The sequence below is a fragment of the candidate division KSB1 bacterium genome (genome assembly GCA_034521575.1).
Classification (GTDB): Bacteria; Zhuqueibacterota; Zhuqueibacteria; order Residuimicrobiales; family Krinioviventaceae; genus JAXHMJ01.
The window spans coordinates 1,950,148-1,973,108 of sequence record JAXHMJ010000005.1 but is presented as its reverse complement, the minus strand read 5'-3'; the positions used below and the strand labels follow the sequence as shown (position 1 = coordinate 1,973,108).

The 22,961-nt window shown below is 47.4% G+C and carries 19 protein-coding genes; 16 read left to right on the top strand and 3 right to left on the bottom strand.

Translation table 11 applies throughout. The annotated features are described in order from the left end of the window. Nucleotides 1–92: 92 nt before the first annotated feature. Nucleotides 93–1,703, bottom strand: coding sequence for a solute:sodium symporter family transporter (locus tag U5R06_21815; protein ID MDZ7725381.1), 1,611 nt, complete (start codon nucleotides 1,701–1,703; stop codon nucleotides 93–95). Nucleotides 1,704–2,000: 297 nt separating this feature from the next. On the opposite strand from U5R06_21815, the gene U5R06_21810 reads away from it, so the two are divergent. Together U5R06_21810 and U5R06_21805 are read left to right on the top strand one after the other, a co-directional pair. Continuing rightward, nucleotides 2,001–2,273, top strand: a complete 273-nt coding sequence (locus tag U5R06_21810; GenBank protein ID MDZ7725380.1) for a 4a-hydroxytetrahydrobiopterin dehydratase — start codon at nucleotides 2,001–2,003, stop codon at nucleotides 2,271–2,273. 20 nt (nucleotides 2,274–2,293) lie between these two features. Continuing rightward, nucleotides 2,294–3,289, top strand: a complete 996-nt coding sequence (locus U5R06_21805; protein MDZ7725379.1) for an aldo/keto reductase — start codon at nucleotides 2,294–2,296, stop codon at nucleotides 3,287–3,289. Nucleotides 3,290–3,316: 27 nt separating this feature from the next. Here the strand turns inward: U5R06_21805 and porU are convergent, their stop codons facing one another. Together porU and U5R06_21795 are read right to left on the bottom strand one after the other, a co-directional pair. Beyond that, nucleotides 3,317–7,309 (bottom strand): type IX secretion system sortase PorU, encoded by a 3,993-nt coding sequence (gene porU, locus U5R06_21800; protein ID MDZ7725378.1) that lies wholly within the window; start codon nucleotides 7,307–7,309, stop codon nucleotides 3,317–3,319. After that, entirely contained in the window at nucleotides 7,303–7,749 is a 447-nt protein-coding gene (locus U5R06_21795; protein ID MDZ7725377.1) for a SoxR reducing system RseC family protein, read from the bottom strand. Before U5R06_21795 ends, porU begins: the two co-directional genes overlap by 7 nt. A 391-nt stretch (nucleotides 7,750–8,140) precedes the next feature. On the opposite strand from U5R06_21795, the gene U5R06_21790 reads away from it, so the two are divergent. The 14 genes from U5R06_21790 to ppdK all read left to right on the top strand — a co-directional run bounded on the left by U5R06_21790 (nucleotide 8,141) and on the right by ppdK (nucleotide 22,880). Continuing rightward, nucleotides 8,141–10,360 carry a S8 family serine peptidase gene (locus U5R06_21790; protein MDZ7725376.1) on the top strand — a complete coding sequence of 740 codons (2,220 nt, stop codon included), beginning with the start codon at nucleotides 8,141–8,143 and terminating at the stop codon, nucleotides 10,358–10,360. Nucleotides 10,361–10,366: 6 nt separating this feature from the next. Beyond that, nucleotides 10,367–10,819 (top strand): hypothetical protein, encoded by a 453-nt coding sequence (locus tag U5R06_21785; GenBank protein ID MDZ7725375.1) that lies wholly within the window; start codon nucleotides 10,367–10,369, stop codon nucleotides 10,817–10,819. After that, nucleotides 10,794–11,933 (top strand): CapA family protein, encoded by a 1,140-nt coding sequence (locus tag U5R06_21780; protein MDZ7725374.1) that lies wholly within the window; start codon nucleotides 10,794–10,796, stop codon nucleotides 11,931–11,933. Before U5R06_21785 ends, U5R06_21780 begins: the two co-directional genes overlap by 26 nt. A 32-nt stretch (nucleotides 11,934–11,965) precedes the next feature. Then, on the top strand, nucleotides 11,966–12,418 hold the full coding sequence (locus U5R06_21775; GenBank protein MDZ7725373.1) for a DUF2851 family protein: 453 nt from the start codon (nucleotides 11,966–11,968) through the stop codon (nucleotides 12,416–12,418). Beyond that, nucleotides 12,351–12,788: a DUF2851 family protein gene (locus U5R06_21770; protein MDZ7725372.1), complete on the top strand. Its 438-nt coding sequence runs from the start codon at nucleotides 12,351–12,353 to the stop codon at nucleotides 12,786–12,788. Before U5R06_21775 ends, U5R06_21770 begins: the two co-directional genes overlap by 68 nt. 104 nt (nucleotides 12,789–12,892) lie before the next feature. Beyond that, nucleotides 12,893–13,297: a DUF2851 family protein gene (locus U5R06_21765; GenBank protein ID MDZ7725371.1), complete on the top strand. Its 405-nt coding sequence runs from the start codon at nucleotides 12,893–12,895 to the stop codon at nucleotides 13,295–13,297. A gap of 231 nt (nucleotides 13,298–13,528) precedes the next feature. Next, nucleotides 13,529–14,059 (top strand): 16S rRNA (cytidine(1402)-2'-O)-methyltransferase, encoded by a 531-nt coding sequence (gene rsmI / locus U5R06_21760; GenBank protein ID MDZ7725370.1) that lies wholly within the window; start codon nucleotides 13,529–13,531, stop codon nucleotides 14,057–14,059. Between the two features lie 14 nt (nucleotides 14,060–14,073). Beyond that, complete coding sequence (locus tag U5R06_21755; GenBank protein MDZ7725369.1) at nucleotides 14,074–14,259, top strand: hypothetical protein; 186 nt, start codon at nucleotides 14,074–14,076, stop codon at nucleotides 14,257–14,259. Nucleotides 14,260–14,341: 82 nt separating this feature from the next. After that, nucleotides 14,342–14,905 (top strand): CDP-alcohol phosphatidyltransferase family protein, encoded by a 564-nt coding sequence (locus U5R06_21750; protein ID MDZ7725368.1) that lies wholly within the window; start codon nucleotides 14,342–14,344, stop codon nucleotides 14,903–14,905. 36 nt (nucleotides 14,906–14,941) lie between these two features. Then, nucleotides 14,942–16,267, top strand: coding sequence for an inositol-3-phosphate synthase (locus U5R06_21745; protein MDZ7725367.1), 1,326 nt, complete (start codon nucleotides 14,942–14,944; stop codon nucleotides 16,265–16,267). 19 nt (nucleotides 16,268–16,286) lie between these two features. Further along, nucleotides 16,287–17,624 (top strand): MATE family efflux transporter, encoded by a 1,338-nt coding sequence (locus tag U5R06_21740; protein MDZ7725366.1) that lies wholly within the window; start codon nucleotides 16,287–16,289, stop codon nucleotides 17,622–17,624. Continuing rightward, on the top strand, nucleotides 17,621–18,274 hold the full coding sequence (tmk, locus tag U5R06_21735; protein ID MDZ7725365.1) for a dTMP kinase: 654 nt from the start codon (nucleotides 17,621–17,623) through the stop codon (nucleotides 18,272–18,274). Before U5R06_21740 ends, tmk begins: the two co-directional genes overlap by 4 nt. Further along, entirely contained in the window at nucleotides 18,255–19,967 is a 1,713-nt protein-coding gene (locus U5R06_21730; protein ID MDZ7725364.1) for a S41 family peptidase, read from the top strand. Before tmk ends, U5R06_21730 begins: the two co-directional genes overlap by 20 nt. Before the next feature lie 189 nt (nucleotides 19,968–20,156). Beyond that, nucleotides 20,157–22,880 (top strand): pyruvate, phosphate dikinase, encoded by a 2,724-nt coding sequence (gene ppdK, locus U5R06_21725; protein ID MDZ7725363.1) that lies wholly within the window; start codon nucleotides 20,157–20,159, stop codon nucleotides 22,878–22,880. Nucleotides 22,881–22,961 lie beyond the last annotated feature (81 nt).

Here is a 22,961-nt window from a genome sequence, read left to right as displayed (position 1 = left end):
ATTTCTGTGATTGTATTTTCAATCGTTGAATGTATCCTTATCCATTCAAAAAACACTCCCGGCAAATCAAACGACGAGAGTGTTATAATGATTTACCAGAAAATAATGTAAAGGGCGATGACTATAATAATAATAACTGCGCCTAAGCGTTTAACTCCTGGAGCGACCGCGGCATCAAAGTCTTTTCGTTCCGGCATTACCATTGGTTTTTCAAGGGGGTTGCGCCATGTAATGAAACCCATAATAATTACAATGATAATAAACGTAATAGCCATTCTGTTCAAAAACGCCACTTCGGCAATATTAACCGAACTAAACACCGGGAGCTGACCGAAAAAGACAAGCAGCAATCCATAAATGACTGGATTTAAAATCAAGGCTGCAACGCCTGCCTGTTTTGGCGCTTTTTTAAACAAAAGCCCAAAGGCAAATGCCGCCAAAATACCTGGAGAAATAAATCCTTGAAATTCCTGTATATACGTGAAAATACCCTTTAATGCAGGATTGCTCAAAACCGGAGCAATCAAACAACCGATAAGCAGGAATATCAAGGTTGAAGTACGGCCGGTCCAGACAACTGTTTTATGCGACGGATTGGTATTGATAAATCTTTTAAACAAATCCATGGTAAATATTGTAGAAGCAGAATTTAACATGGAAGCTAGAGAACTCATTACCGCTCCACCGACCGCTGCAAAGATAAATCCCCTAAGGCCGGTAGGAATAATGTTTCGAATAATAAGCGGAAAAGCGGCATCGGTTGTCGCGTCTGGTCCGGTCATTTCATTTCTAAACAATTGAAAAGCGATAATGCCCGGTATTACGATGATAAACGGCGTGATGAGTTTTAAAAAGGCGGCAAACAAAACTCCAAACTGCCCTTCTTTCAAACTTTTGGCTGCCAGTGTTCGTTGTGTGATAAATTGATTCACACTCCAATAGTAAAAATTTGGAATCCATAATCCGAATACAAGGGCGGTCCAAGGAAGCACAGGATGGTCCGCGGGAAGAATCATATGCATTTTTTCATGATTTGCTTCATAGAAACTCCCGACTCCTCCCACTTTGTCCAAACCTATGAACAGAATGATAAAACCGCCGATTATCAGGCTGGACCCGAAAAATAGATCTGCCCAGGCAATACCTTTTAGGCCGCCCCATACTGTGTAAATCGCAGCGATTATCCCAACAAGCCAGACAGCTTTGGTCAGAGTTACTTCAATTCCAAACGGTTGTGCGCCGTGAAATAAGGTTTCTATGGTTAATCCCCCCGAGTAGAGAACGGAAGCCACGAGCACAAAAACATAGATCAGCATGGTATAAAACGCCATCAGGTTTCTGGCAAGAGGGGAATAACGGTATTCCAGAAATTCTGGAAATGTATAAATTCCGGCCTTTAAAAAATGCGGCAGAAGGAAAATAGCTGTAATGACCATAGTAATAGCGGCCATCCATTCGTAACTGGCAATCGCCAATCCCGCCTGACCCGCCCCCTGGCCGGACATACCGACAAATTGTTCTGTCGAAATATTGGCGGCAATCATGGACAAACCGATTAACGGCCAGATCAATCCTCTCCCGGCCAGAAAGTAATCTTCACCGGTTTTTCCTTTACGACTTTTCCACATACTAAAAGCTACAACGAACCCGAAAAAGGCAAGAAAGATGATGCCATCTGTTAATCCAAAGGCCATATTACTCATTACAAGCTCCTCATGTTTCGTGAAGGGGTAAAAGCGTTGATCTTCATATTACCGAAAGTCACAATTGTAGAATATGTTATTAACTTATTTAATTTATATGGATTAATCAATAAAAATATCAAATTTTTTGAAATAATTCAAGGGGCAGGTGTTTGTGTTTTTAAAAGGGGGGTTAAAAAATTATATTAATCATTTCCTGGCAAAGTATTGTCTCTTTGTTGCTTTGACTTATTCATGAAATATTCATCATTAATTATTCGTTTTAAATAGTATAATAATCGATTGGAGGTTATAGAAATGATTAACAGGAATGATATTAAAGACCAACTTGATCTTTTGGAGTGGAAGTTGTCGAATAATGCTATAGAGAAAACCTATATTTTTAAAGATTTCAAATCCGCTTTGGAATTTGTTAATCAGGTCGGTCAACTTGCCGAAGAGTCGGACCATCATCCCAATATTTTAATGCACGACTGGAACAAAGTGACTGTTACAGCCACAACTCATAGTGAAGGTGGAGTGACGGATAAAGATATTGATCTGGCAAAAAGGATCAATGAAAAAACATAACCGGTTTTGCGAGGTGCCTTATGTCTTTCCAAAATGTGGATCGTCGTGATTTTATCAAGACTGCATTAGCAGGGTTGGTGCTTGGGGCAGATCTTCTTGCTGCACAGGAACCGGGGCCGGAAGGAATTCCTGTCAGACCGTTGGGAAACACCGGGGAAAAAGTGTCCATTATCGGGATAGGCGGCTGGGATATTGCCGCGGTTCCTGATAAGGATGAAGCCATTTCGCTCATGCATGAAGCCATCGATCTCGGAGTGACCTTTTTTGACAATTGCTGGGAGTACCAGCAGGGCGGCTCTGAAACCCTGATGGGCAAGGCGTTGTCAACCGAAAATCGCCGCGACAAGGTGTTTTTAATGACCAAGGTTTGCGCCCGTGATTACAACGGAGCGAAACAGCAGCTTGAGGACAGTCTAAGGCGACTGCAGACGGATCATCTGGACTTGTGGCAGTTTCATGGCATCAAATGGGATGATGATCCGGACTTGATTTTTGATCCGGAACAGGGTGCAATTGCTGCGGCTCTGGAGGCGCGCGAAGCGGGCAAAATCCGATACATTGGCTTTTCAGGTCACAAGCATCCGAACTACCATCTCCGAATGCTCGAGAAACCCTTTCAATGGGATACGGTGCAAATGCCTGTGAATGTTTTGGATGCTCATTATCACAGCTTTCAAAAGCAGGTGCTGCCGGTGGCTGTTGATCAGGGAGTCAGTGTTTTGGGGATGAAAGGGCTGGCTGCTCAGAACGGCATCATTGTCCGACGACTTGGACTTTCAGCAGAGCAGGCGCGTCGATACAGTCTCTCTCTGCCGATCAGTACCTTGATTTGCGGTATCCAGTCTCAATATAATTTGCATCAGGATGTAAACATCGCCCGGAATTTCAAGCCCATGACTGAAGAAGAGATTCAGAAAATATATTCAGTCGTGAAGGAGGATGCACTGGATGGACGTTTGGAACAATACAAAATCGGAAATTACGGCTGCGACTGGCATCACGAAAATCGCATGTGACCAGACCGTAAAGAACGCATTTTATTTTCAGCGGGCGATAATCAGCTTTCCGATGTTGTGAGCGGTTTTGTTTTTTTCCTGCTGTTTTGTTTTTGCTGTGATCCGATAGAGATAGACGCCATTGGCCAGTCTGCTGTTGTCGCGGTCGGTTCCGTCCCATGTTATAGGAAAAACATTGTATCCGGCGCGCATGGGAAGCGCGTCGAATGCTTGCACCATCCTGCCGGCCAGGGTATAGATTTTAATCGAGACCTCGGCGTTCTGGCTGAGTTGAAAGCGAAAGGTACAGGATTCGCGCATGGGATTGGGCCAGGTGACAACGTTTTTGATTTCCAGTTTTTTCTCATGAATCACTGTAAAATAGGTTGTAGTCACAGACGAGTTGTTGGAATTGTCCCAGGCTTTGACGGTCATGCTGTGTTCGCCGGGTTCGAGTTCAAATATGGGGTATTCCAGGGAACCGTTGACAAAGCTGCCCTCATCGTATTTAAAGTATTCGGTGAGATCCGTGGACTGGTTGAAATTGTCATTAAGGGTCATGGTGATCTGATGGCCGATGGATCCGGCGGTATTGATGCCGCTGATGGAATCAGCGAGTTCGACATGCAGGGTTGGATTCTGCGAGACCAGATCGCCGCTGATAAAATTAGGGTCGCCAAAGTGCAAATGCATTTCAGGTCCTTTTTGGTCTTCAAGATCAACTGCCTTCTGACTGACCACAAGGTTGTTTCGGATACCGGCGCCGGAGGTTTCATGGTTCCAGAAATACAAAGAGATTTTGGCCTGGTCGCCGCCGTACGAGATGTCTTTGGGCACGATGAAATTGACGTCAAACCGGCCGTTTTCGACGGTGACCTGGCCGTTGAACAGGGTGTTTCCGGGTTTGAGATAGGAGGTTGTGCGATCGAGTTCCGGGTTGTGATAGGATTTTTGAATTTGCGTGTCCATGACGCGCACCAGCATGTTACCGCTGAAATCGGGCCAGATACTGCCGTTTTGTTCGATGTGTCCGGACAGGGATGTTTTGCCCAGAGCTTTGATGCTGTCGGGCGCGAGGTCGTCGATGACTGCCTGGTGCTGCGGCGCCTGCAGGCGCAACGTCGGATCGCCCAGCAATAGAAATTTTTCAGTGTTTTCTTTATAAAAGCCGGTAGACATTTCGAGTTTTGACAACAGAACCGCATCACCCAGTCGGGTTGTGTGCCCGGTTTCTTTATAATTCACAAATATATTGTCAAACAAGTTGTAATTGAATGCCGCGTTGGGCGAAGCAAACGCCAGACGCGCGGATCCAATCAGAGCCAGTGCGCCGCGTCCGCGCGCATTGACCAGGTCCTCGGCAAAGCTCTGTTCAAACGGCTGATCCCAATAGGCAAACTCGCAGGTGGCGGCCACCCAGAGTGCCAGTCGATTGTCGTTGCGCACCTGATCAAAGTGATCGGAACGTTTGAACACGCGCTCATGCGTTAACAGGTTGTCATTGCCGTGTCCGATAAAATTGAGGATCAAGGTGCCGCGATTGATCTGTTCCAAAAGCGCCTGACTGGCGGCGGGTTTGGTCACACCGCTGACGCTGGCGGAGGGCACGGCCGGATAATCGACAAGGTAAACTTTTTTCTGATTGAATACCTCGGGGGTATGGAAACGTGACAATTGCTCGCTTTGCCCCATATGCACAAAATCCACCCCTGAGGATTTGCCGTTGGCAATGAGTTCGTCGTCGGCAAGAAAGGTGATGCGGTTCATCCATTCTTCATAGGGCGGATCGGTTTCATAGCTTACGATCTTGTCGACCACGGCCTGGGCTTCGTCCACAGAGGTGACGCACAGCCGCCCGACAGCCATCTGCATGCCCTGTTCCTGGCCGCTCGTATAAGCGAACCAGTCATCCGATACACGAGAGGAGGTCTCAAGAACCCCGTCAATTTCATACGGCGGTATCAGGTTGGGGGTATCGTGTCTGAGTATGTTTTTATAATCAAAGTGACCGTCTCCGAAAAGCAGGACGTATCCGGGCTGGTTCCAGTGCATTTGTGCCCAGGCAAGAAAACGCCGCACAGCTTCGGGATCGGAAATGCCCCACCCGAATTCATTGACAATGGAGGCATATTGGACGACCTCGGTTTCGAGCCGGTCATCCGGGTCCCAGTTTTCACGCAAGCTTTCCAGCTCCAGGGCCTGCTGGTAAAAGTCTTTGTATGTGATAATGATAAAGTCAATATTGCGTTCGCTGCGCAGGTGCTGCACGTCGACAGATTCAATGTTTTCGGGTTCGATTTCCGCATAGTCGTCCGGTGAGAGGGCAAGATAGCGTTTCAGCCTGGTTTCACCGGCATTGTCTGCAAACCGTATGCTTCCGTTTTGAGATTCCGGAATAATCTGCGCCGTGTTCATGTCCGTGACGTCAAAGATGCTGATGTTTTGTTTGTCAAATCCCTCGAGTTCAAAAGCTGCGGTTTGGTTTCCAAGGGGCCCTCTGAAAAAAAGTTTGTTGTCTTTTGCGGTAAAGGTCCTGCCGAATTCAAGTTCGACCCAGTTGACATAGGCAAATGAGGCGTTCGAAGCGGCCACGTAGCTGAGCGTAAAGGTGTTTTCAGCGTCCATCAGGGTGCCCTGTGCGTCATATTCGAGTTCTCTGAGATAGAGCCCGGTTCCGCTGGTTTGCGTGCTGCCGATCGAGTTTCCGTTCATGTAGAACCGGTAGGTTTCATTTTGACCGGATGTTGGAGCGAGGGAGACCCTGGCCTGGGTTGGTTCGCTGTTGAGCGGATTGTGGAGATCAAAGTTGACGGACCAGGAACTCACTTCCCGGGAAAGTTCGCGTCCCAGCCAGATGGTACCCGAGTTGTAAATGTTGTGCCGTTCTTCTTCGATCCAGACCAGATCGCGAAAGGCGGGTTGCGGATCGAGACCCTGTGTGGGCAGCGAGGATTTTTGCTGCATGCGTTTTCCGGTTTGTTTGCCGTAGGTAAGCCAAAAGGCATTGTCATAATCAAAGCGGTGGATGTAATGGAAGAGCCGGTTTTGAACCGAATCGTAAGCAACGCCTTCCAGGGACCGCCCGTAAAAGAGGATATAGTCGTTGTCATCCAGACGCCCGTCTTTAGCGCCGACAATTTTGATGGGATTTTCGATCAGGGTGTCATTGACGGCGTTGACAATGTCCCGGTTGAGCATACGGCCGCCGTTGTTAAACAGCTGCAGAGTGGCGGGATCAATAGATTCAACGGGCACGCCCTTGTCTTTGAGGATTTTGCCGGTGAGTTTGTACATATTTTCCATACCACCGCCGCCGTTGCCGGAGATGGTGATTTTGTACCAGTCGCTGCCATGGAACAGTTGGGTTTGAGCTTTCTCAAGTCTCTGTTGCGGGGTTGCGGCCCAGAGCCTGGCCTGATCGTAATTGATGAGCAGATTGTCGAGTTGTTCGTCATAAGCGGCGGGTTTGGTAGATTGCCCGGTTTGTGGAAAGGTGATAGTCAGAGTGATTCGGTTGTAGCGCCTGAGATTTTGAGTTTTGGGATTGTACTGTAAGAGATAGACTCTGATGGGGACATAGCGTATGGATCGCAGTCTGCGGGTGTCCGGCCTGTTTATCAGGGTGTTGGGCGCGAATTCGGAACGGTTATAGATTTCAGGGTCGGGATTGTAGGACCAACTGACATCCTGGTTATGGACCTCGGAGCGAGGCGCCGGCGCCAATTGAACGGGATCAAGGCGTTGTGATTGCGTGTTTGCGATATTGATGTTGATCTGTCCCTGTGCGGGCACGCCGACGGGAATCACCAGCGACGGGATGTCGGGTGCGCCCGGAGGCTGATCATGTTGGGCTCCGGGAAAAGACAAAGACTGATAGATGGCATTGTCTGTTGTGATTGAATCCATAGACCAGTTTTGGATATTGATTTCAAGCGAGAGCTGCGTCGGAGAGCTGGAAATCACACGGACCGGCTTGACCTGAGCAGCGTAAAGGCAAGTAAAACCGATGAATGCACAAATGAAAAATATATTTTTCAGCATATGGATTGTCCTGTATTGTCCTGTTGATCCGCCCGAATCCGGGAGATGATTTCTGCACTGTTATGGTGTTCTCCGGATGACGCGGTTCGGTTTACCATTCGGTTAAATCCGAGCGCCATCAGCAAACCGGCAAATGCGCCCAAAATACCGAACCTTTCATCAGGGCTTTGGCTGAATGTTTGTCCGACAAAATAACCGGCAATCATGGCAAGGATGGGGAAAATAAAAATCAAAAAAGAACTCGTGAGCACGAACCGGGGTTCAACCACAACCGTGACGTGATCACCCGGCTGTGCATCAATGCCGTTATGGGCCGTAAGGCGCATTTTTGATTCTCCGAACATGTGACAGGCGTTACAATGCTTGCATTGTTCACCCTGCTCGATTTCGACAACGGCTTCTCTTCCGTCACATTTAATTATTTTTCCGTGTTCCTGCATAATCCTCCAATGGGAATTTACTAAAATATTGTAAAAATTGAAACGAAATCTCACATAAAAAGGTTCCAATAGCAGCTGCAGAACATGTTTGTAAATTTTGCAAATCAACGCCGATATTCCAGCGTTGAAAAATTTAATGGCTATACGCATCGATTGAATTGCACCCCGGTTATTTTTTTGTATCTTGTATAATTTTTATTGACAATGGAGTTAAAAATTGAGACATTATAAAGAATCGGGGAATTGTCAAAAAAACAGCGATATAAATTAAATGACCCTGTCCCTGCTCTGTTTTTTCAAGGTTGTAAGGATTAAATCGAGAAACAAAATGTGTTATAGATAGGAACTTTTGAGCCGGTTCTGTAACTATTAACAAACAGCCGAGGTGATTGTGAAAAAAATATTATTTATACTCCTTGTCTTTACCGTAACCGTGTTTTCCAGTACAACGAAATTAGGCCCGAATTTAACACGCCAGTTATTATCTCCGGAGAAACCGACGCTTTTATCCAAAGTTTCCCCGGCTGCGCCTGAACGTGCCATTGTTACGTTGAAACACAAAGGAAACACTCCGAATAATTGGCCGGTCAAAGTGGTTGTCAGACGAGGACGCATTGCGGTGGTCGAGGGAACGGTTTCACAATTGGTTGAATTGGCAGGTGATCCGCTGGTTTCCTATATTGAAAAACCCTGGCCTGATTATGCCAAACTGAACGTCAGCACTGTTTCGGTCGGGGCCAATCTTGTTCGCAGTGATATGGATATTACAGGAAAAGGCGTGTTGGTGGGAATTATAGATTCCGGAATTGACTGGAAGCACCATGATTTCCGAAAACCCAACGGTATGACGCGTATCAAATATGTTCTTGATCTGAGTCAGCCCGGTTCTGTTTACGGAGCAAAGCTCATTACCGAGGATGATATTAACGCTGCGTTGAACGGTCAGCTGAATATCGGTCTCACAGATCGGGGCGGGCACGGTACGCATGTCGCCGGAATCGCTGCGGGCGATGGCAGTGACGGCCAGGGCTATGGATTGTATTGCGGCGTTGCTCCCGAGGCTGATCTGGTTATAGTCAAAGCGACGCGTGATGATGAAGGACGCACGTTTCAAACCGCTGATCAGATTATTGCGCTTGCCTTTATCGACAGTATTGCCACGGTGCTGGATCAACCCTATGTGACCAATCTCAGTCTTGGTGGTCACAGTGGCGCTCATGACGCCACCTCACCGGTTGAACAGGTTATTGATGAGACGGTGGGCAAAGAGGTCAATGGCAAAGTCATCGTGGTGTCCAGTGGAAACGAAGGCGATCAATCTATTCACGAAAATGTAGCGTGGGCCGACTGGCAGGATGATAAAAATACCCAGTTCAATGTGCCGGAATATACCCCGGAAGCAGGGAGTCAGAATGATTATGTGATTTTCAGCGGATGGTATGAGGACAAGGACAAGATCGGCGTCAAAGTCTACACACCGAACGGCTATGGAATCGGCCCGGTTCTTCCCGGACAAGTTTATGATGCAGAATCAGAAGACGGGTATCTCTATGTGTGGAACGGTTTTTACGATACCGGGGACGGAAGTTATGAACCGGGCACCAATTTGTTAAACGGCGACCGGGAGATTTATATTCAAATATCGGACGAGAATGCGGATACTCCCCCGGCAGCAGGCGAGTGGGAAATTGTATTTACCGGCAATGCCGGAGATGTGGACATCTGGTTATCATACAGCACGATGAACGCGGAGTTTAAAGACACACTTGATTATTCAATGCAGATTTCCGTGCCGGGAACAGCAAAAGATGCGATCACTGTGGGGTCTTTTATTTCAAAGCGTCGATGGGAAGATTTGGACGGTCACAGTTTGACCTGGGATGTGAATGATCAGTATGAAATCGGTCAGCTGGCCGCCTATTCAAGCGGCGGCCCGACTCGCGATGACCGCATCAAGCCGGAAATTGTGGCGCCGGGTCAGGTGATTGCAAGTAGCATGTCGGAATTCGCGCCGGCCGACGAACCGCAAAGTATTTTCTATTCCGGCAGTGATGATCTGCCCAATGCATGGGTGGCGCAGGACGGAATTCATGGTATATCCGGCGGCACCAGTATGGCAGCGCCGCATGTCACAGGCGCCGCGGCTCTGATTTTGCAAAGATACCCGGACGCCACGGCGACACAGGTACGCTCCATCATGACCCGTTCCGCACTGGTGGATGAACATGTCGGCGCTATCCCGGACAACAACTGGGGATGGGGCAAACTGGACGCGCTTCAGGCTGTGCAGGGTACGCCGAAACAGGAATCCATTGCTGAAGAAAAATACTTGTCTGCGTTTCCCAATCCTTTTATGAATCAGGCTCAAATTGAATTTCAGTTAACGGCCGTGGAAGAGCAGAAAACAACGATCAATATTTATAATGCCCTCGGGCAAAAGGTGCGGACCTTGTACGAACGGGACTTACCGACCGGACTTTATTCGCGCTACTGGGATGGCACCAATGATGCGAACAAACCGGTTGCTTCCGGAGTTTATTTTGTGGTTTTGAAATCCGGAAGTATTGAAAGTGTAAGAAAATTGTGCTTTTTAGGACATACAAAACAGTGAGGATGAATGATGAGCTCTTTTTTAAATGAAATACGCGACGGTTTTGAAAGTGTAATTGATAAAACCGAAGAATACGGAAAAATCGGCAAAATCAAAGTGGATGTGGCCGGGCTGAACCGGCAACTGGATAAATACTATGCAGATCTCGGCAAAGCCACCTTCGAAGCGGTTTCTGAAAAACAGGATGTGAATGAGAACGAACATATCCAGGATGTGATTGGCAAAATCAAAGAATGTCAGAATGATATCGCCAACAAACAGGCGGAAATCGCGGAAATAAAACGCGAAAAAGAACTGGAACGTGAAAAACGGGCCGAAGAACGACAAAAAGAAAAACAAGCCCGTGAAGACCAAAAGAAAACCACCCAAACACAATCCGGAGATGTTGAAGATGATTCCGACGCTTCGGATATTGAAGATGCTACCCTGGTAGATGAAGAAAAAGACGAGAAAAAATAAATCAAGTTGTCTGCTTCTTGTTGTGCTTTTATGCATCGGCACGATAATCTTTGCACAACCGAACCGCTTTGGTCATAATTATGAATTTCCGGATATTTTTTATTTTGATTCATTTTTTGAAACATCGCAGGAAATATCGATCGTTGCAGTAGGTGACTTGATGATGGGTTCCTGGATTGTGGATATTGTCGGCGAACAAACGGTCGACTATCCATTTTCTGGGACGGCAGGACTTGTCAAAAATGCAGATATTGCCGTTGCTAATCTGGAGGCTCCCTTTACATCTTCTGCTGATCGATATGAAGGGAAGACGTTTACGTTCAAGGTCCCCGGATATATGGCACCGGCTGTGAAGCGTGCCGGATTTGATGTGCTGAATCTCGCGAATAATCATATACTGGATTACGGTGAATCCGGCTTGAACGAAACGACCGGAATTCTGGACAGTCTTGGGTTGCATTACAGTGGTGCCGGGCAGTCCCGGACGGAAGCATGCAGTCCTGCTCTTGTCCGGGTGAAAAACCGGAAAATTGCTTTTTTCGGTTATTCCATGACCTATCCCAGTGCGTTTTGGGCCACGGATGAAAACTGCGGCACCTGTTACCCGATTTTGGAACGGATGCAAGCTGACATACGGTCTGCAAAGCAGATAGCGGATTGGGTTGTGGTCAGTTTTCATTGGGGACAGGAAAAAAATCCTGTTCCCCGGGATTATCAGATCCTGTATGCGCATAAAGCGATAGACAATGGCGCTGATCTCGTGCTGGGCCATCATCCGCACGTGATGCAGGGACTGGAATGGTACAAGAACAAGCTGATTGCCTATAGTCTGGGCAATTATGTGTTTGGCTCGTTCAGTAAAACCGCAACACAAAGCTTTATTTTAAAGGTTGTTTTTTCAAAAACAGCAAGTCTTTCGGCTGTTGTTTATCCGATTGATGTGGATAACAAACGGGTTCGATTTCAACCCCGACTGCTTTCCGGTAACCAACGAGAAGAGGTGGTTGATTCATTAAATGCGCTGTCTCGCAAGATGAATATGGGTCATGATATTATAGATAAACGGGGTGTATCGACGGGTTTAATAAACACTTTGATGGTAAAAAAAAGGTAAAACAATAACCTTAAAAAATGTGAGGGGGCTGTATGAGTATGATCGGAGAACCTGCGAGAGAAAGTTTTCTTTATTATCTCTGGCAGAATCGTTCATTTGAACATCATGATTTGCGGACTTTATGCGGCCGGCGGGTTGAGATTCTGGAAAAAGGCCGCCAAAATCATGATTCAGGACCGGATTTCTTAGATGCTCTGTTGAGGATTGATGGAGAACTAAAGCGCGGTGATGTCGAGATACACTCTGTTGCGGGGGATTGGTTTGCGCACCGTCATCATCAGGATCCGCGTTACAATTCCGTTCTGCTGCATGTGGTGACCATGGACTGCAAGCAAAATTTCGAGACTTTGTGTGAAAACGGTGGGACGGTTCCGATATTGAACCTGGACCATTATCTGGAACAGGCGGCGGAGGAACTTGAATCCTACACCGAATACAGACCGGAAAGCCGTTTCAGACGAGATTGTGTGTGCCCTGGCCGATAAAGACCCCATGACTATACAATGTGTTCTGGAGCAAATGGGGCGTAAACAACTGGTTCTCAAAGTTGCCAGGATGCTTGAAAAGCGCGAAATCCTCTCCTGGGATCAGTTGTTATTTGCGAATATCTGCCAAGCGCTGGGGTATTCTAAAAATCAAATTTCCTTCCAAAGATTAGCTTGTAATGTGCCCATCAGAGAAAATTTCGGGACTACATCTGGAATGATGCCGCCAAAGGTGGGACTGTTGAAATGCGAAGCCGTGTTGTTCGGGGCGGCCGGATTTTTCGGCGAGGAAAGTAATTTAATTCAGCCGGAAGACCCCTATGTAAAAGAAACTTGTCGAGTTGTGGAATATGTGTCCCTATCGGGATAAAGTAGAGGTTCTTCATCCCAAAGAGTGGCGGTTTTTCCGATTGCGGCCCAATAATTTCCCAACCCGGTCGAATTGCGGCTGCGGCCAGTCTGGCTCAAAATTTTATGCGTGACGGTTTTGTTTCGACACTGATCAGTCTTTTTGCGCAGGAAAAACGCCGTCCCCGCTTGATGATATCCGAGTTGGAGCGACTGTTCCAGATCAAAGCATCGGTTTTCTGGGAGAATCATTTTTCCTTCAGATCCGTTGCCCCTCCTAATCTCGGCGTTACATTTCTGATTGGACGGAAGCGTGCCCGTGATATTATTTTGAATATTATTTTACCCGGATTGATTGCTTATGCCCGTGAGACCGACGATCGTCGGCTCAAGAGCGCTGTGCGGATGTGTATCTGCAATATCCGCTGTCCGGTGAAAACGAAATCACCCGCACGATGCGGCTTCGTCTGTTCGGCGATCAAAAAGGCGGGCGTCAGTGTGTGGACCGGGGATGTGTCCAGCAGGGTTTGATTTACCTCAAAACACGTCTCTGTACCCCCCAATATTGTAACCACTGTCTCGACGGCTTGTACTCTCAATAGACGGCTGCACAACAATCCACACCCTGTTTCGTACCTTTTCGCTGTGAAACCTGCCAAGGAAAAGGGCATCTCAAGAATCTGCCTTTTTGTTGACTTTTACGGATAAAATTGTTATAATGTCCAGTTTTAGTATGAATGCGAATAGTGACTCGGAAAGGGTTTGAACACGAATTCAGAAGAGATCGAAAAATCTGCGTTAGGAAAATTGTACCTGGTCAGCACGCCCATTGGTAATCTGGAAGATATCTCATATCGGGCGGTTTCGGTATTAAACTCTGTCGATCATATTTTGGCCGAAGATACGCGCAAAAGCAAGATACTGCTGTCCCATTATAAGATAGCAACCGCGTGTTCCAGCTATCACGATCATAACAAGACAAAGGTTACACCCGTTTTGGTGGAGCGGCTTGTGGGGGGAGAGGATATGGCTCTCATTACGGACGCAGGCACTCCGGGGATTTCCGATCCCGCTTTTTTTCTGGTTCGGGAAGCATTGAAACAAAATGTTCAAATTCACGCGATCCCCGGACCCACCGCACTGATTTCGGCGCTGGTTGTTTCCGGATTGCCCACGGATCGATTTGTGTTCGAAGGATTTTTGCCGGTGAAAAAGGGCCGCAAAAAAAGGCTCGAGGCGCTGATTCATGAGCCCGAACTATTATTTTTTACGAATCCCCCTATCGTATTCTAAAGACCCTGTCTGATTTGTATCAGATGTTGGGCAACCGCCGCGTTGTCATTGCACGTGAGTTGACCAAGAAATTTGAAACCATTATCTATGATGATCTTGAGCATGTCACGCAATCACCTGAAAACATTGTGTTAAAAGGAGAGTTTGTGATCGTGCTGGAGGGATTAACCCGCAATTTAAAAGCCGGGAGTGTTGCATGAAAAAGTCGGACTATCGAGAGCGATTTATCAATGCCGTGCGCGGACTTTTTAATCCGGTGATCCATTTTTTGTTCGTTTTGATCTGAATCCGAATTGGTTTACCACACTTTCTTTGATATTATGCATGCTCGCATCGGTTTATTTTGCCCGGGGCAGTCTGCGTTCCGCGGCCCTGCTGCTGATGATCGGAGGGCTCTTTGATATGATTGACGGACAGGTGGCGCGGGCATCAAATCGAGTGACGCGTTTTGGCGCATTGTATGATTCAACTCTGGATCGGTTTTCGGAAATTTTTATTTTTATCGGGATATCCATTCATATCATTTCGACCGATGTTCTGCCGTATTTGAGTTTGGGGATCAAAGCATCTGTCCTTATGCTTGCTCTCTCCGGTTCACTGATGGTGAGTTACGTGCGTGCCCGGGCGGAAAGCCTGGACTTTGAATGCAAAAAAGGTCTGTTGCAGAGGCCCGAACGCTTTGTTCTGTTGATCCTTGCTTCATTGATTTCCGGTCATATGTTGATTGCGGTCCTGGTGTTTCTGGCCGTTTTCACCCATATTACCGCTGTTCAAAGACTGATTTATGTGTTTCAGCATGAAAACTCGCGCAAATGGGAAAACATCGAAAACCCCGGTCATGAATAAAGTGTGTGTGCTTTTTTATAGATGGATTGATACAGAATGGAGAAAGGAGAAATTGTGAGCGTAGAAATTAAAAAACCCACCGGAAAATTGGGGGTACTACTTCCGGGTTTGGGAGCAGTGGGAACGACATTTATTGCCGGCACTGAACTGGTCCGAAAGGGCCATGCCAAACCCATTGGGTCTTTGACGCAAATGGGAACCATACGTCTTGGAAAACGCACTGAAGACCGGGTTCCCAAGATCAAAGAGTTTGTGCCTCTCGCCGATTTGCATGATTTGGTGTTCGGGGGATGGGATATTTTTCCGGACAATGTCTACGAATCAGCAAAGCATGCCAGTGTCCTGTCTGATACGGATCTGGAAAAAGTTAAACCCGAACTTGAGAAAATCCATCCCATGCCGGCTGTGTTTGAACCACGCTATGTCAAACGTTTGGACGGTCCCAATAAAAAGACCGGCGACACTAAAATGCATTTTGCCGAGCAGCTTATGCAGGATATGCAAACCTTTAAAACGGAAAATCATGTGGATCGGCTGGTTGTGATTTGGTGCGGCAGCACCGAAACCTATCTCGAATATTCCAGTGTATGGGAAAGCATAGAATCCTTTGAAGAAGGACTGAAAAACAATGATGAAAGCATTTCCAGCAGTATGATCTATGCTTATGCGGCGATCAAATCCGGTGTGCCCTATGTAAACGGCGCACCGCATATGACCACGGATATCCCGGCCCTCTTGCAGCTTGCCAAACAAAATAACGTGCCCGTTGCCGGTAAGGATTTTAAAACCGGTCAAACGTTTATGAAAACCCTTCTTGCGCCCGGCTTTAAAGCCCGGCAATTGGGGGTGCGCGGCTGGTTTTCCACCAATATTCTCGGCAACCGGGATGGTGAAGTGCTGGATGAACCCCTGTCGTTCCGCTCCAAAGAGGTGACCAAGCTGTCTGCGCTTGAATATATTTTCCAACCGGATAAAAATCCCGACCTTTATGGTAACCTTTATCACAAAGTGCGTATTAATTATTATCCACCCAGCGGTGACAATAAAGAAGGCTGGGATAATATCGATATTTTCGGATGGTGCGGATATCCCATGCAGGTCAAGGTCAATTTTTTGTGCCGGGACAGCATTCTGGCCGCCCCTCTGGTTTTGGATTTGGCTCTTTTTATTGATCTGGCGCAGCGCGCCGGGTATTCCGGTATTCAGGAATGGATGTCATTTTACTGTAAAAGCCCGATGGTCGCAGAAGGTCTTTATCCCGAACATGATATTTTCATCCAATTGATGAAGCTGAAAAACACGCTGCGTCATTTCATGGGAGAGGATTTGATTACCCATTTGGGCCTGGACTATTACGAATAATCTCCGGGTATGAATAGCCTTGAAAAAGTCCGCTTTTAGATCTTTTATCAAAACATCGTTGCCTGCTGCAGCGGATCTCTCCTCGCAGACGATCATGTGGACGATCGAAGCGATCCTCATCGGCAAGTTGTCTGCTGCAGCGCTGGCCGGGCACGGTATGGCCATTCAGGTGGTGGTGGTCTTTTTTGCCGTCTTGCTGACGTTTGTGGTCGGCGCCGGGCTGATCATCAATCATTACCTCGGTGCAAGCAACAGACACGAGGCGAATCATATATTTGGTCAGGCAATGATCATGGGAATCATACTCGCCTGCTGCATATGCCTGATCTGGCGCTTTGGCGCCGTGCATTTGTTCAAGCTGATCAAGGAAGGAAGTTCGTCCTCAGCTCAGGCTGCGGGCGAATCTTATCTGAGAACCCTCTCTTATTTTCCCTTTATTATGATTAATTTTGTGGCAACGGGCATTATCCGGGCCACCGGTGATACCCGGCATTCCATGACCGTCAATCTTCTCATCAACAGTTTAAATGTCTGTCTGTCACCCTGTTTGATATTCGGATTGTTTTTTTTTCCAAAACTTGGTGTCCCGGGGGCCGCTCTGGCTGCCGGAATTTCACATACTTTGGGATTTATCCTCTCTTTTTATTATTTAAGAAGCGGCAACGTCTCTGTCCGTCTTTGTTTTTCAGAACTGTCCCGTCCCCGCCTAAAGAGCTTTAAATATTTATTCCTTAAAGGATTTCCAACCACGATGGAGCAGGCAGGATGGGCCTTTGGTCAGCTGGTGGTCATGGGATACGTTGGAAGTATGGGGGTGGTTTATCTCAGTACGCATACGATTTTTATGCGTGTGCAAAATATATTATCCATGTTTTATATGGGATTCAGTCTGGCGGCAATGAGTTATATGGGTAAACATCTCGGCGCCAAAGATCGCGAGCTTGCGGAAAATGCAGCGCATGCGGCGCATCGTGCGATGGTGCTGTTTATCATGGTCATCGTTGCTGTCATGCTGCTGTCTTCCCGTTTTGTCATTAAAATATTCACTACAAATCCTGAAACCGTGGCGTTGGGGTCCGGTGTCATCTTTGTATTTGCCCTGGCACAAATCCCAAAGGCTATGAATAATGTGATCAGCGGCAATCTCCGCGGTGCGGATGAACTGCACTGGTTGATGTATACCGTAATGGCTTTTGTCCTTGTGTTTGAGATTGGTTTCAATTATATTGCAGCATTCGTATTCGGCTGGGGACTTTGGGGTGTGTGGTCCATACAGACAGTGGATGAATCGATACGCGTGGGTTTGAATTATTTACGTTTCCTGAAAGGGTCATGGAGGAAAAGCGCATCCGAATGACACAGACAAAAGAAAAAAACGGGATCTTTATCACGTTTGAGGGTATAGACGGCAGCGGCAAGAGCACACAGGCGGCCAAATTTTCCGACGCGCTGATAAATTCGGGAATTGAAAGTGTTGTGGTGCGAGACCCCGGTGGACCCCGGGTTTCCGAGTCCATTCGCAAGGTACTGCTGGACGCGGCGAATAGCGGCATGTCGTCAATCACAGAACTGCTTCTGTACGAAGCGGCGCGCGCTCAGCTGGTTGAGGAAACGATAAAACCTGCCTTGGCCGATGGCCGGTTTGTCATTTGTGACCGATTTTATGATTCCACCACGGCGTACCAGGGATATGCCCGTCAACTTGACCTGGATATTGTCGAACACGCCAACCAAATCGGTTCCTGCGGTCTGGTGCCGGACTATACTTTTTATATCGATATGAAACCCGACAAGGCTCTTGACCGTTTAACACGTTCCAAAACGAAACAGGATCGGATGGAAGCAGAAGGAATACGGTTTCAAACCCGGGTGAGGCTGGGTTATCTGGATATCGCAAAACAATATCCGGATCGCTTTATGGTTGTAAATGGAGATAACTCTGTTGAAACTGTTCACAAGGAAATAATAAACGCCTGGAAATATGTTTATGAAGATAAAAAAAGATGAAAAGGTAAAATTGATGAGACAATATGGCATCAAATTATTGGTTTTGTTTCTGCTGTTGACGAGTTGGTCAACAGTCTTGATGTGTCAGGACAAACGGGATCTGTATTCGGATACTCGCGAAAACATTCATCTCTATGGTGAAGTTTATAAAAAAGTGGTAGGCTCATATGTCGAACCGGTTGATCCGGAAGCATTTATGCGGGCCGGAATTGATGGTATGATGAACGCCCTGGACCCATACACGATTTATCTGAAAAAGGAAGCCCAGGAAAATATTGAACTGATGACAAAAGGCAAATATTATGGAGTCGGTATGCGCATTACAGTGCGCAACGGTTGGCCCACCTGTGCTGAACAGCCGTTTCCCAACAGTCCGGCTCAAAAGGCGAGCATTCGGGAAGGCGATAAAATAATCGAGATTGACGGGGAATCAACAAAAAATTTGTCGTTGACGGAAACCGCCTCGCGGCTGCGTGGTGAAGAAAAAGGCTCCAAAGTCCGGATCAAGATTCGCCGTGTTGGAGTGGAAGAGCCGATTTCCATCACATTGATTCGCGATGAGATTGTCATATCCGTGATTCAGTACAAAGGAATGGTAGAACCCGGAATCGGTCTGATTAATGTGAATGTGTTTAACCGCGGAGCCGGAGAACAGGTGAAAACCGCGCTGGAAGAGCTGCTGGATCAGGGAATGGAAAGTCTGATTCTGGACCTGCGGGGCAATCCGGGCGGATTGCTCGATGTGGCTGTTAATGTGCTGAGCAATTTTTTCGATGATAATACCATGGTTGTATATACCAAAGGACGCAATCAGCGAACGGATCAGGAATACCGCACAGAGGGTATTCCGATATTCGCCAATAAACCGCTGATTGTTCTGGTGGATCAATATTCTGCGTCCGCCTCTGAAATCGTTTCCGGGGCTATACAGGACTTGGACCGGGGTGTGGTCATCGGTCATGAAACCTTTGGAAAAGGCCTGGTGCAGAACGTGATCCCTCTGGACCGCAAAGGCAGACATCAGCTGAAAATGACCACGGCAAAATACTACCTTCCCAGCGGACGGCTGATCCAGCGTTCTGATGTCTTTAAACGCAACGGCGAATCGGTATTGCTTGATCCCGTGCAAGAAGATTCGATCCGGCCTGTATATACCACGGAAAACGGCAGACAGGTATATGGTGGCGGCGGGATACGTCCGGATATAGAGATCGACAATGAAAAACTGTCCCGCTATGTGTCCATGCTGCGGTTTCATTCTCTGTTTTTTAATTTTAGTCTTCGTTATGCCGCCGATCACAACCCGACGGAAAAGGACTTTACTGTTGATAAGGATATGCTGGACACATTTTTCACCTTTGTGGATACCAGTGATTTTGAATACAGTCCGGAGGGAATGGCTGAACTGGACAGTCTGGAAACCATAGCCAGGAGGAACGGTTTCTATGAGCAATTTGAACCTCAGATTGAAATCCTCCGGGACAAGTTTCAATCTGTTGAAAGTAAAGAACGCAGCGAATCGATAAATGACATCAAGTTTATGATCAAGCAGGAGCTGGCTGCAAAATGGTTCGGGAATGACGCGTCTTATGTCACGCGATTTGAGCGCGACGAGGTGATCAAAAAAGCGATCGATATTCTGAAAAATGAGCAAGAGTACCAGAATCAAATAAAATTGAATATTGAGAATTGATTTAGTCTGAAAAAATGATTATCTTATACACTATACTGTCTCTTCCGGTCTTTGCCCCTTACCCGAATATGATATGAATACAGCATGTGGACATGAATACTATAAAAGGTCGGGTGCATAACGGCAATTACAGTATGGATGGCGGTAAGTTACATAAATATTAAACTAAAAAATAATAGGAGTTGTTGAATGTCTCAAAAATATGTGTACAAATTTGGTGATGGAAAAGCTGAAGGCTCAACCGAGATGAAAAATCTGTTGGGCGGCAAAGGCGCCAATCTTGCCGAGATGAATCGAATTGGTATTCCTGTGCCTGCCGGTTTTACCATAACAACTGAGGCCTGTACCCAATGGACTCAGAAAGGTCCTGAAAAAACTGCAAAGCTGATTAAAGATGAAGTTGAAGACGGCGTCAAACATATCGAATCCGTCATGGGCTTGAAATTCGGTGATCGGGAAGACCCTCTGCTTCTTTCTGTTCGTTCCGGCGCCCGCGTTTCCATGCCGGGTATGATGGACACGGTTTTGAATCTGGGAATCAATGATGATGCGGTTGTCGGTTTGACAAAAAAGTCCGGTAATGAACGCTTTGCCTGGGATTCCTACCGTCGTTTCGTACAGATGTACGGTGATGTGGTGATGGGCATGAAGCCGGAAAGCAAAGAGGATATTGATCCTTTTGAAGAAATTATCGAAAATATGAAAGAGAAAAAAGGCGTTGAACTGGACACCCAGCTAAAAGTGGATGATCTTAAAGATCTGGTTAAAGAGTTCAAGGCGGCTGTAAAACGCGTAACCGGCCAGGATTTTCCGACCGATCCGTGGGAACAGCTTTGGGGCGCTATCGGCGCTGTGTTTGGGTCCTGGCAGAATGAACGAGCCATTGTTTACCGCAGACTGAACGGCATCCCCGGCGATTGGGGAACGGCTGTGAATGTGCAGTCCATGGTTTTCGGTAATATGGGCGACAGTTCTGCAACCGGTGTTGCCTTTACCCGTGACGCCGCCACCGGCGAAGATGTGTTTAACGGCGAATACCTGATCAATGCTCAGGGCGAAGATGTGGTGGCCGGTGTGCGTACGCCGCAGGAAATTACTCTGGAAGGCTCGAAAAAATGGGCCGAGCGCGCTGAAATTTCCGAGCAGGAGCGCAAAGAAAAATACCCGTCACTGGAAGAAACCATGCCGAAAGTTTACAAACAGCTGCGTGATGTTGAAGAAAAGCTGGAAAATCACTATAAAGACATGCAGGACCTGGAATTTACCATTCAGGAAGGTAAATTGTGGCTGTTGCAGACCCGTAACGGCAAGCGAACCGGTGCTGCCATGGTTCGAATGGCCATTGAAATGATGGAACAGGGTTTTATCGACGAAAAAACCGCTCTCATGCGCGTCGCTCCCAACCGTCTGGATGAACTCCTGCACCCGATTTTTGATATGGATCAATATAAAAATTCCACTGTGATCGGAAAAGGTCTGCCGGCATCTCCCGGCGCTGCAACCGGCCGTGTGGTCTTTTTCGCCGATGAAGCCGTGGAATGGAAAGCAAAAGACGAAGAGGTAATTCTGGTCCGTATTGAAACCTCTCCCGAAGATCTCGCCGGTATGGATGCGGCCAATGGTATCCTGACCGCACGCGGCGGTATGACCTCTCACGCCGCTGTTGTGGCCCGCGGTATGGGAAAATGCTGTGTCTCCGGTGCCGGGGCTGTTAAAATCAATTATAGAAAACGCGAATTCGAAGCAGAAGGCAAAACCTTTAAAGAAGGCGACTGGATTTCATTGAACGGAACCACCGGTGAAGTTCTGGAAGGTAAAGTGGCCACAAAAGAACCCGAGGTTTCAGGTACGTTTGCCAAACTCATGGAACTGACCGAGAAATTCACGAAAATGCATGTGCGGACCAATGCGGATACGCCGCATGATTCCAAAGTTGCACGTGATTTCGGCGCCAAAGGTATCGGCCTATGCCGGACCGAGCATATGTTCTTTGAAGGCGACCGCATCAAAGCCATGCGCGAGATGATTCTGTCTGAAGACGAAAAAGGCCGCCGTAAAGGCCTGGAAAAGCTTCTGCCTTATCAGCGCGAAGACTTTGAGGGTATCTTTGAAGCGATGGACGGACTGCCGGTGACGGTACGTCTGCTGGATCCGCCTCTGCACGAATTTGTGCCGCATGAAGAGAAAAATCAGGCTGATATGGCCAAAGAGATGGGCGTGTCTCCGGAAAAAGTTAAAGCCAAAGTCGATGAACTGGCTGAATTCAATCCGATGCTGGGTCACCGCGGTTGTCGTCTGGGCAACACCTATCCGGAAATCACAGAAATGCAGGCGCGCGCCATTATTGAAGCGGCGCTCAACTGTAAAGATAAAGGCATTGATGCCAAACCCGAAATTATGGTGCCGCTGATTGGAACCAAGGCAGAACTGGACTTGCAGAAGGATATTATTACCAAAACTGCAGACAAGGTGTTTGAGGAACGCGGTAAAAAAATCGACTATATGGTTGGAACCATGATCGAGATTCCGCGCGCTGCTCTGACAGCCGATAAAGTTGCGGAAAGCGCTGAATTCTTTTCCTTTGGTACCAATGATCTGACCCAGATGACCTTTGGTTACAGCCGCGATGATGCCGGTAAATTCCTGCCGGTTTACCTGGACAAAAATCTTCTCAAGGAAGATCCCTTCCAGGTATTGGATCAGGAAGGTGTGGGACAGCTGGTTGAGTTGGGAACCCAGCGCGGCCGCAGCACCCGCCCCGACCTCAAGGTCGGAATCTGTGGTGAGCACGGCGGTGAACCTCAATCCGTCAAGTTCTGCGCCAAAGTTGGTATGAACTATGTATCCTGTTCTCCGTTCCGCGTGCCGATCGCGCGACTGGCCGCTGCTCAGGCTGCTCTTGAACAGGAATAAAACTTTCCCACCCCTAAATCAAAAAAGCGTCCGAACCGTATGGCCGGACGCTTTTTTTTATATCCCTTTGAAATACTCAAC

Bases quoted from the DNA above. Each gene is read 5' to 3' on its own strand.
- U5R06_21730 (MDZ7725364.1), top strand. From the start codon at position 18,255: ATGAAGATAAAAAAAGATGAAAAGGTAAAATTGATGAGACAATATGGC.
- U5R06_21780 (MDZ7725374.1), top strand. From the start codon at position 10,794: ATGAAGAAAAAGACGAGAAAAAATAAATCAAGTTGTCTGCTTCTTGTT.
- U5R06_21745 (MDZ7725367.1), top strand. From the start codon at position 14,942: ATGGAGAAAGGAGAAATTGTGAGCGTAGAAATTAAAAAACCCACCGGA.
- ppdK (MDZ7725363.1), top strand. From the start codon at position 20,157: ATGTCTCAAAAATATGTGTACAAATTTGGTGATGGAAAAGCTGAAGGC.
- U5R06_21795 (MDZ7725377.1), bottom strand. From the start codon at position 7,749: ATGCAGGAACACGGAAAAATAATTAAATGTGACGGAAGAGAAGCCGTT.
- U5R06_21805 (MDZ7725379.1), top strand. From the start codon at position 2,294: ATGTCTTTCCAAAATGTGGATCGTCGTGATTTTATCAAGACTGCATTA.
- U5R06_21815 (MDZ7725381.1), bottom strand. From the start codon at position 1,703: ATGAGTAATATGGCCTTTGGATTAACAGATGGCATCATCTTTCTTGCC.
- U5R06_21785 (MDZ7725375.1), top strand. From the start codon at position 10,367: ATGATGAGCTCTTTTTTAAATGAAATACGCGACGGTTTTGAAAGTGTA.
- U5R06_21810 (MDZ7725380.1), top strand. From the start codon at position 2,001: ATGATTAACAGGAATGATATTAAAGACCAACTTGATCTTTTGGAGTGG.
- U5R06_21775 (MDZ7725373.1), top strand. From the start codon at position 11,966: ATGAGTATGATCGGAGAACCTGCGAGAGAAAGTTTTCTTTATTATCTC.
- porU (MDZ7725378.1), bottom strand. From the start codon at position 7,309: ATGCTGAAAAATATATTTTTCATTTGTGCATTCATCGGTTTTACTTGC.
- tmk (MDZ7725365.1), top strand. From the start codon at position 17,621: ATGACACAGACAAAAGAAAAAAACGGGATCTTTATCACGTTTGAGGGT.
- U5R06_21765 (MDZ7725371.1), top strand. From the start codon at position 12,893: ATGCGTGACGGTTTTGTTTCGACACTGATCAGTCTTTTTGCGCAGGAA.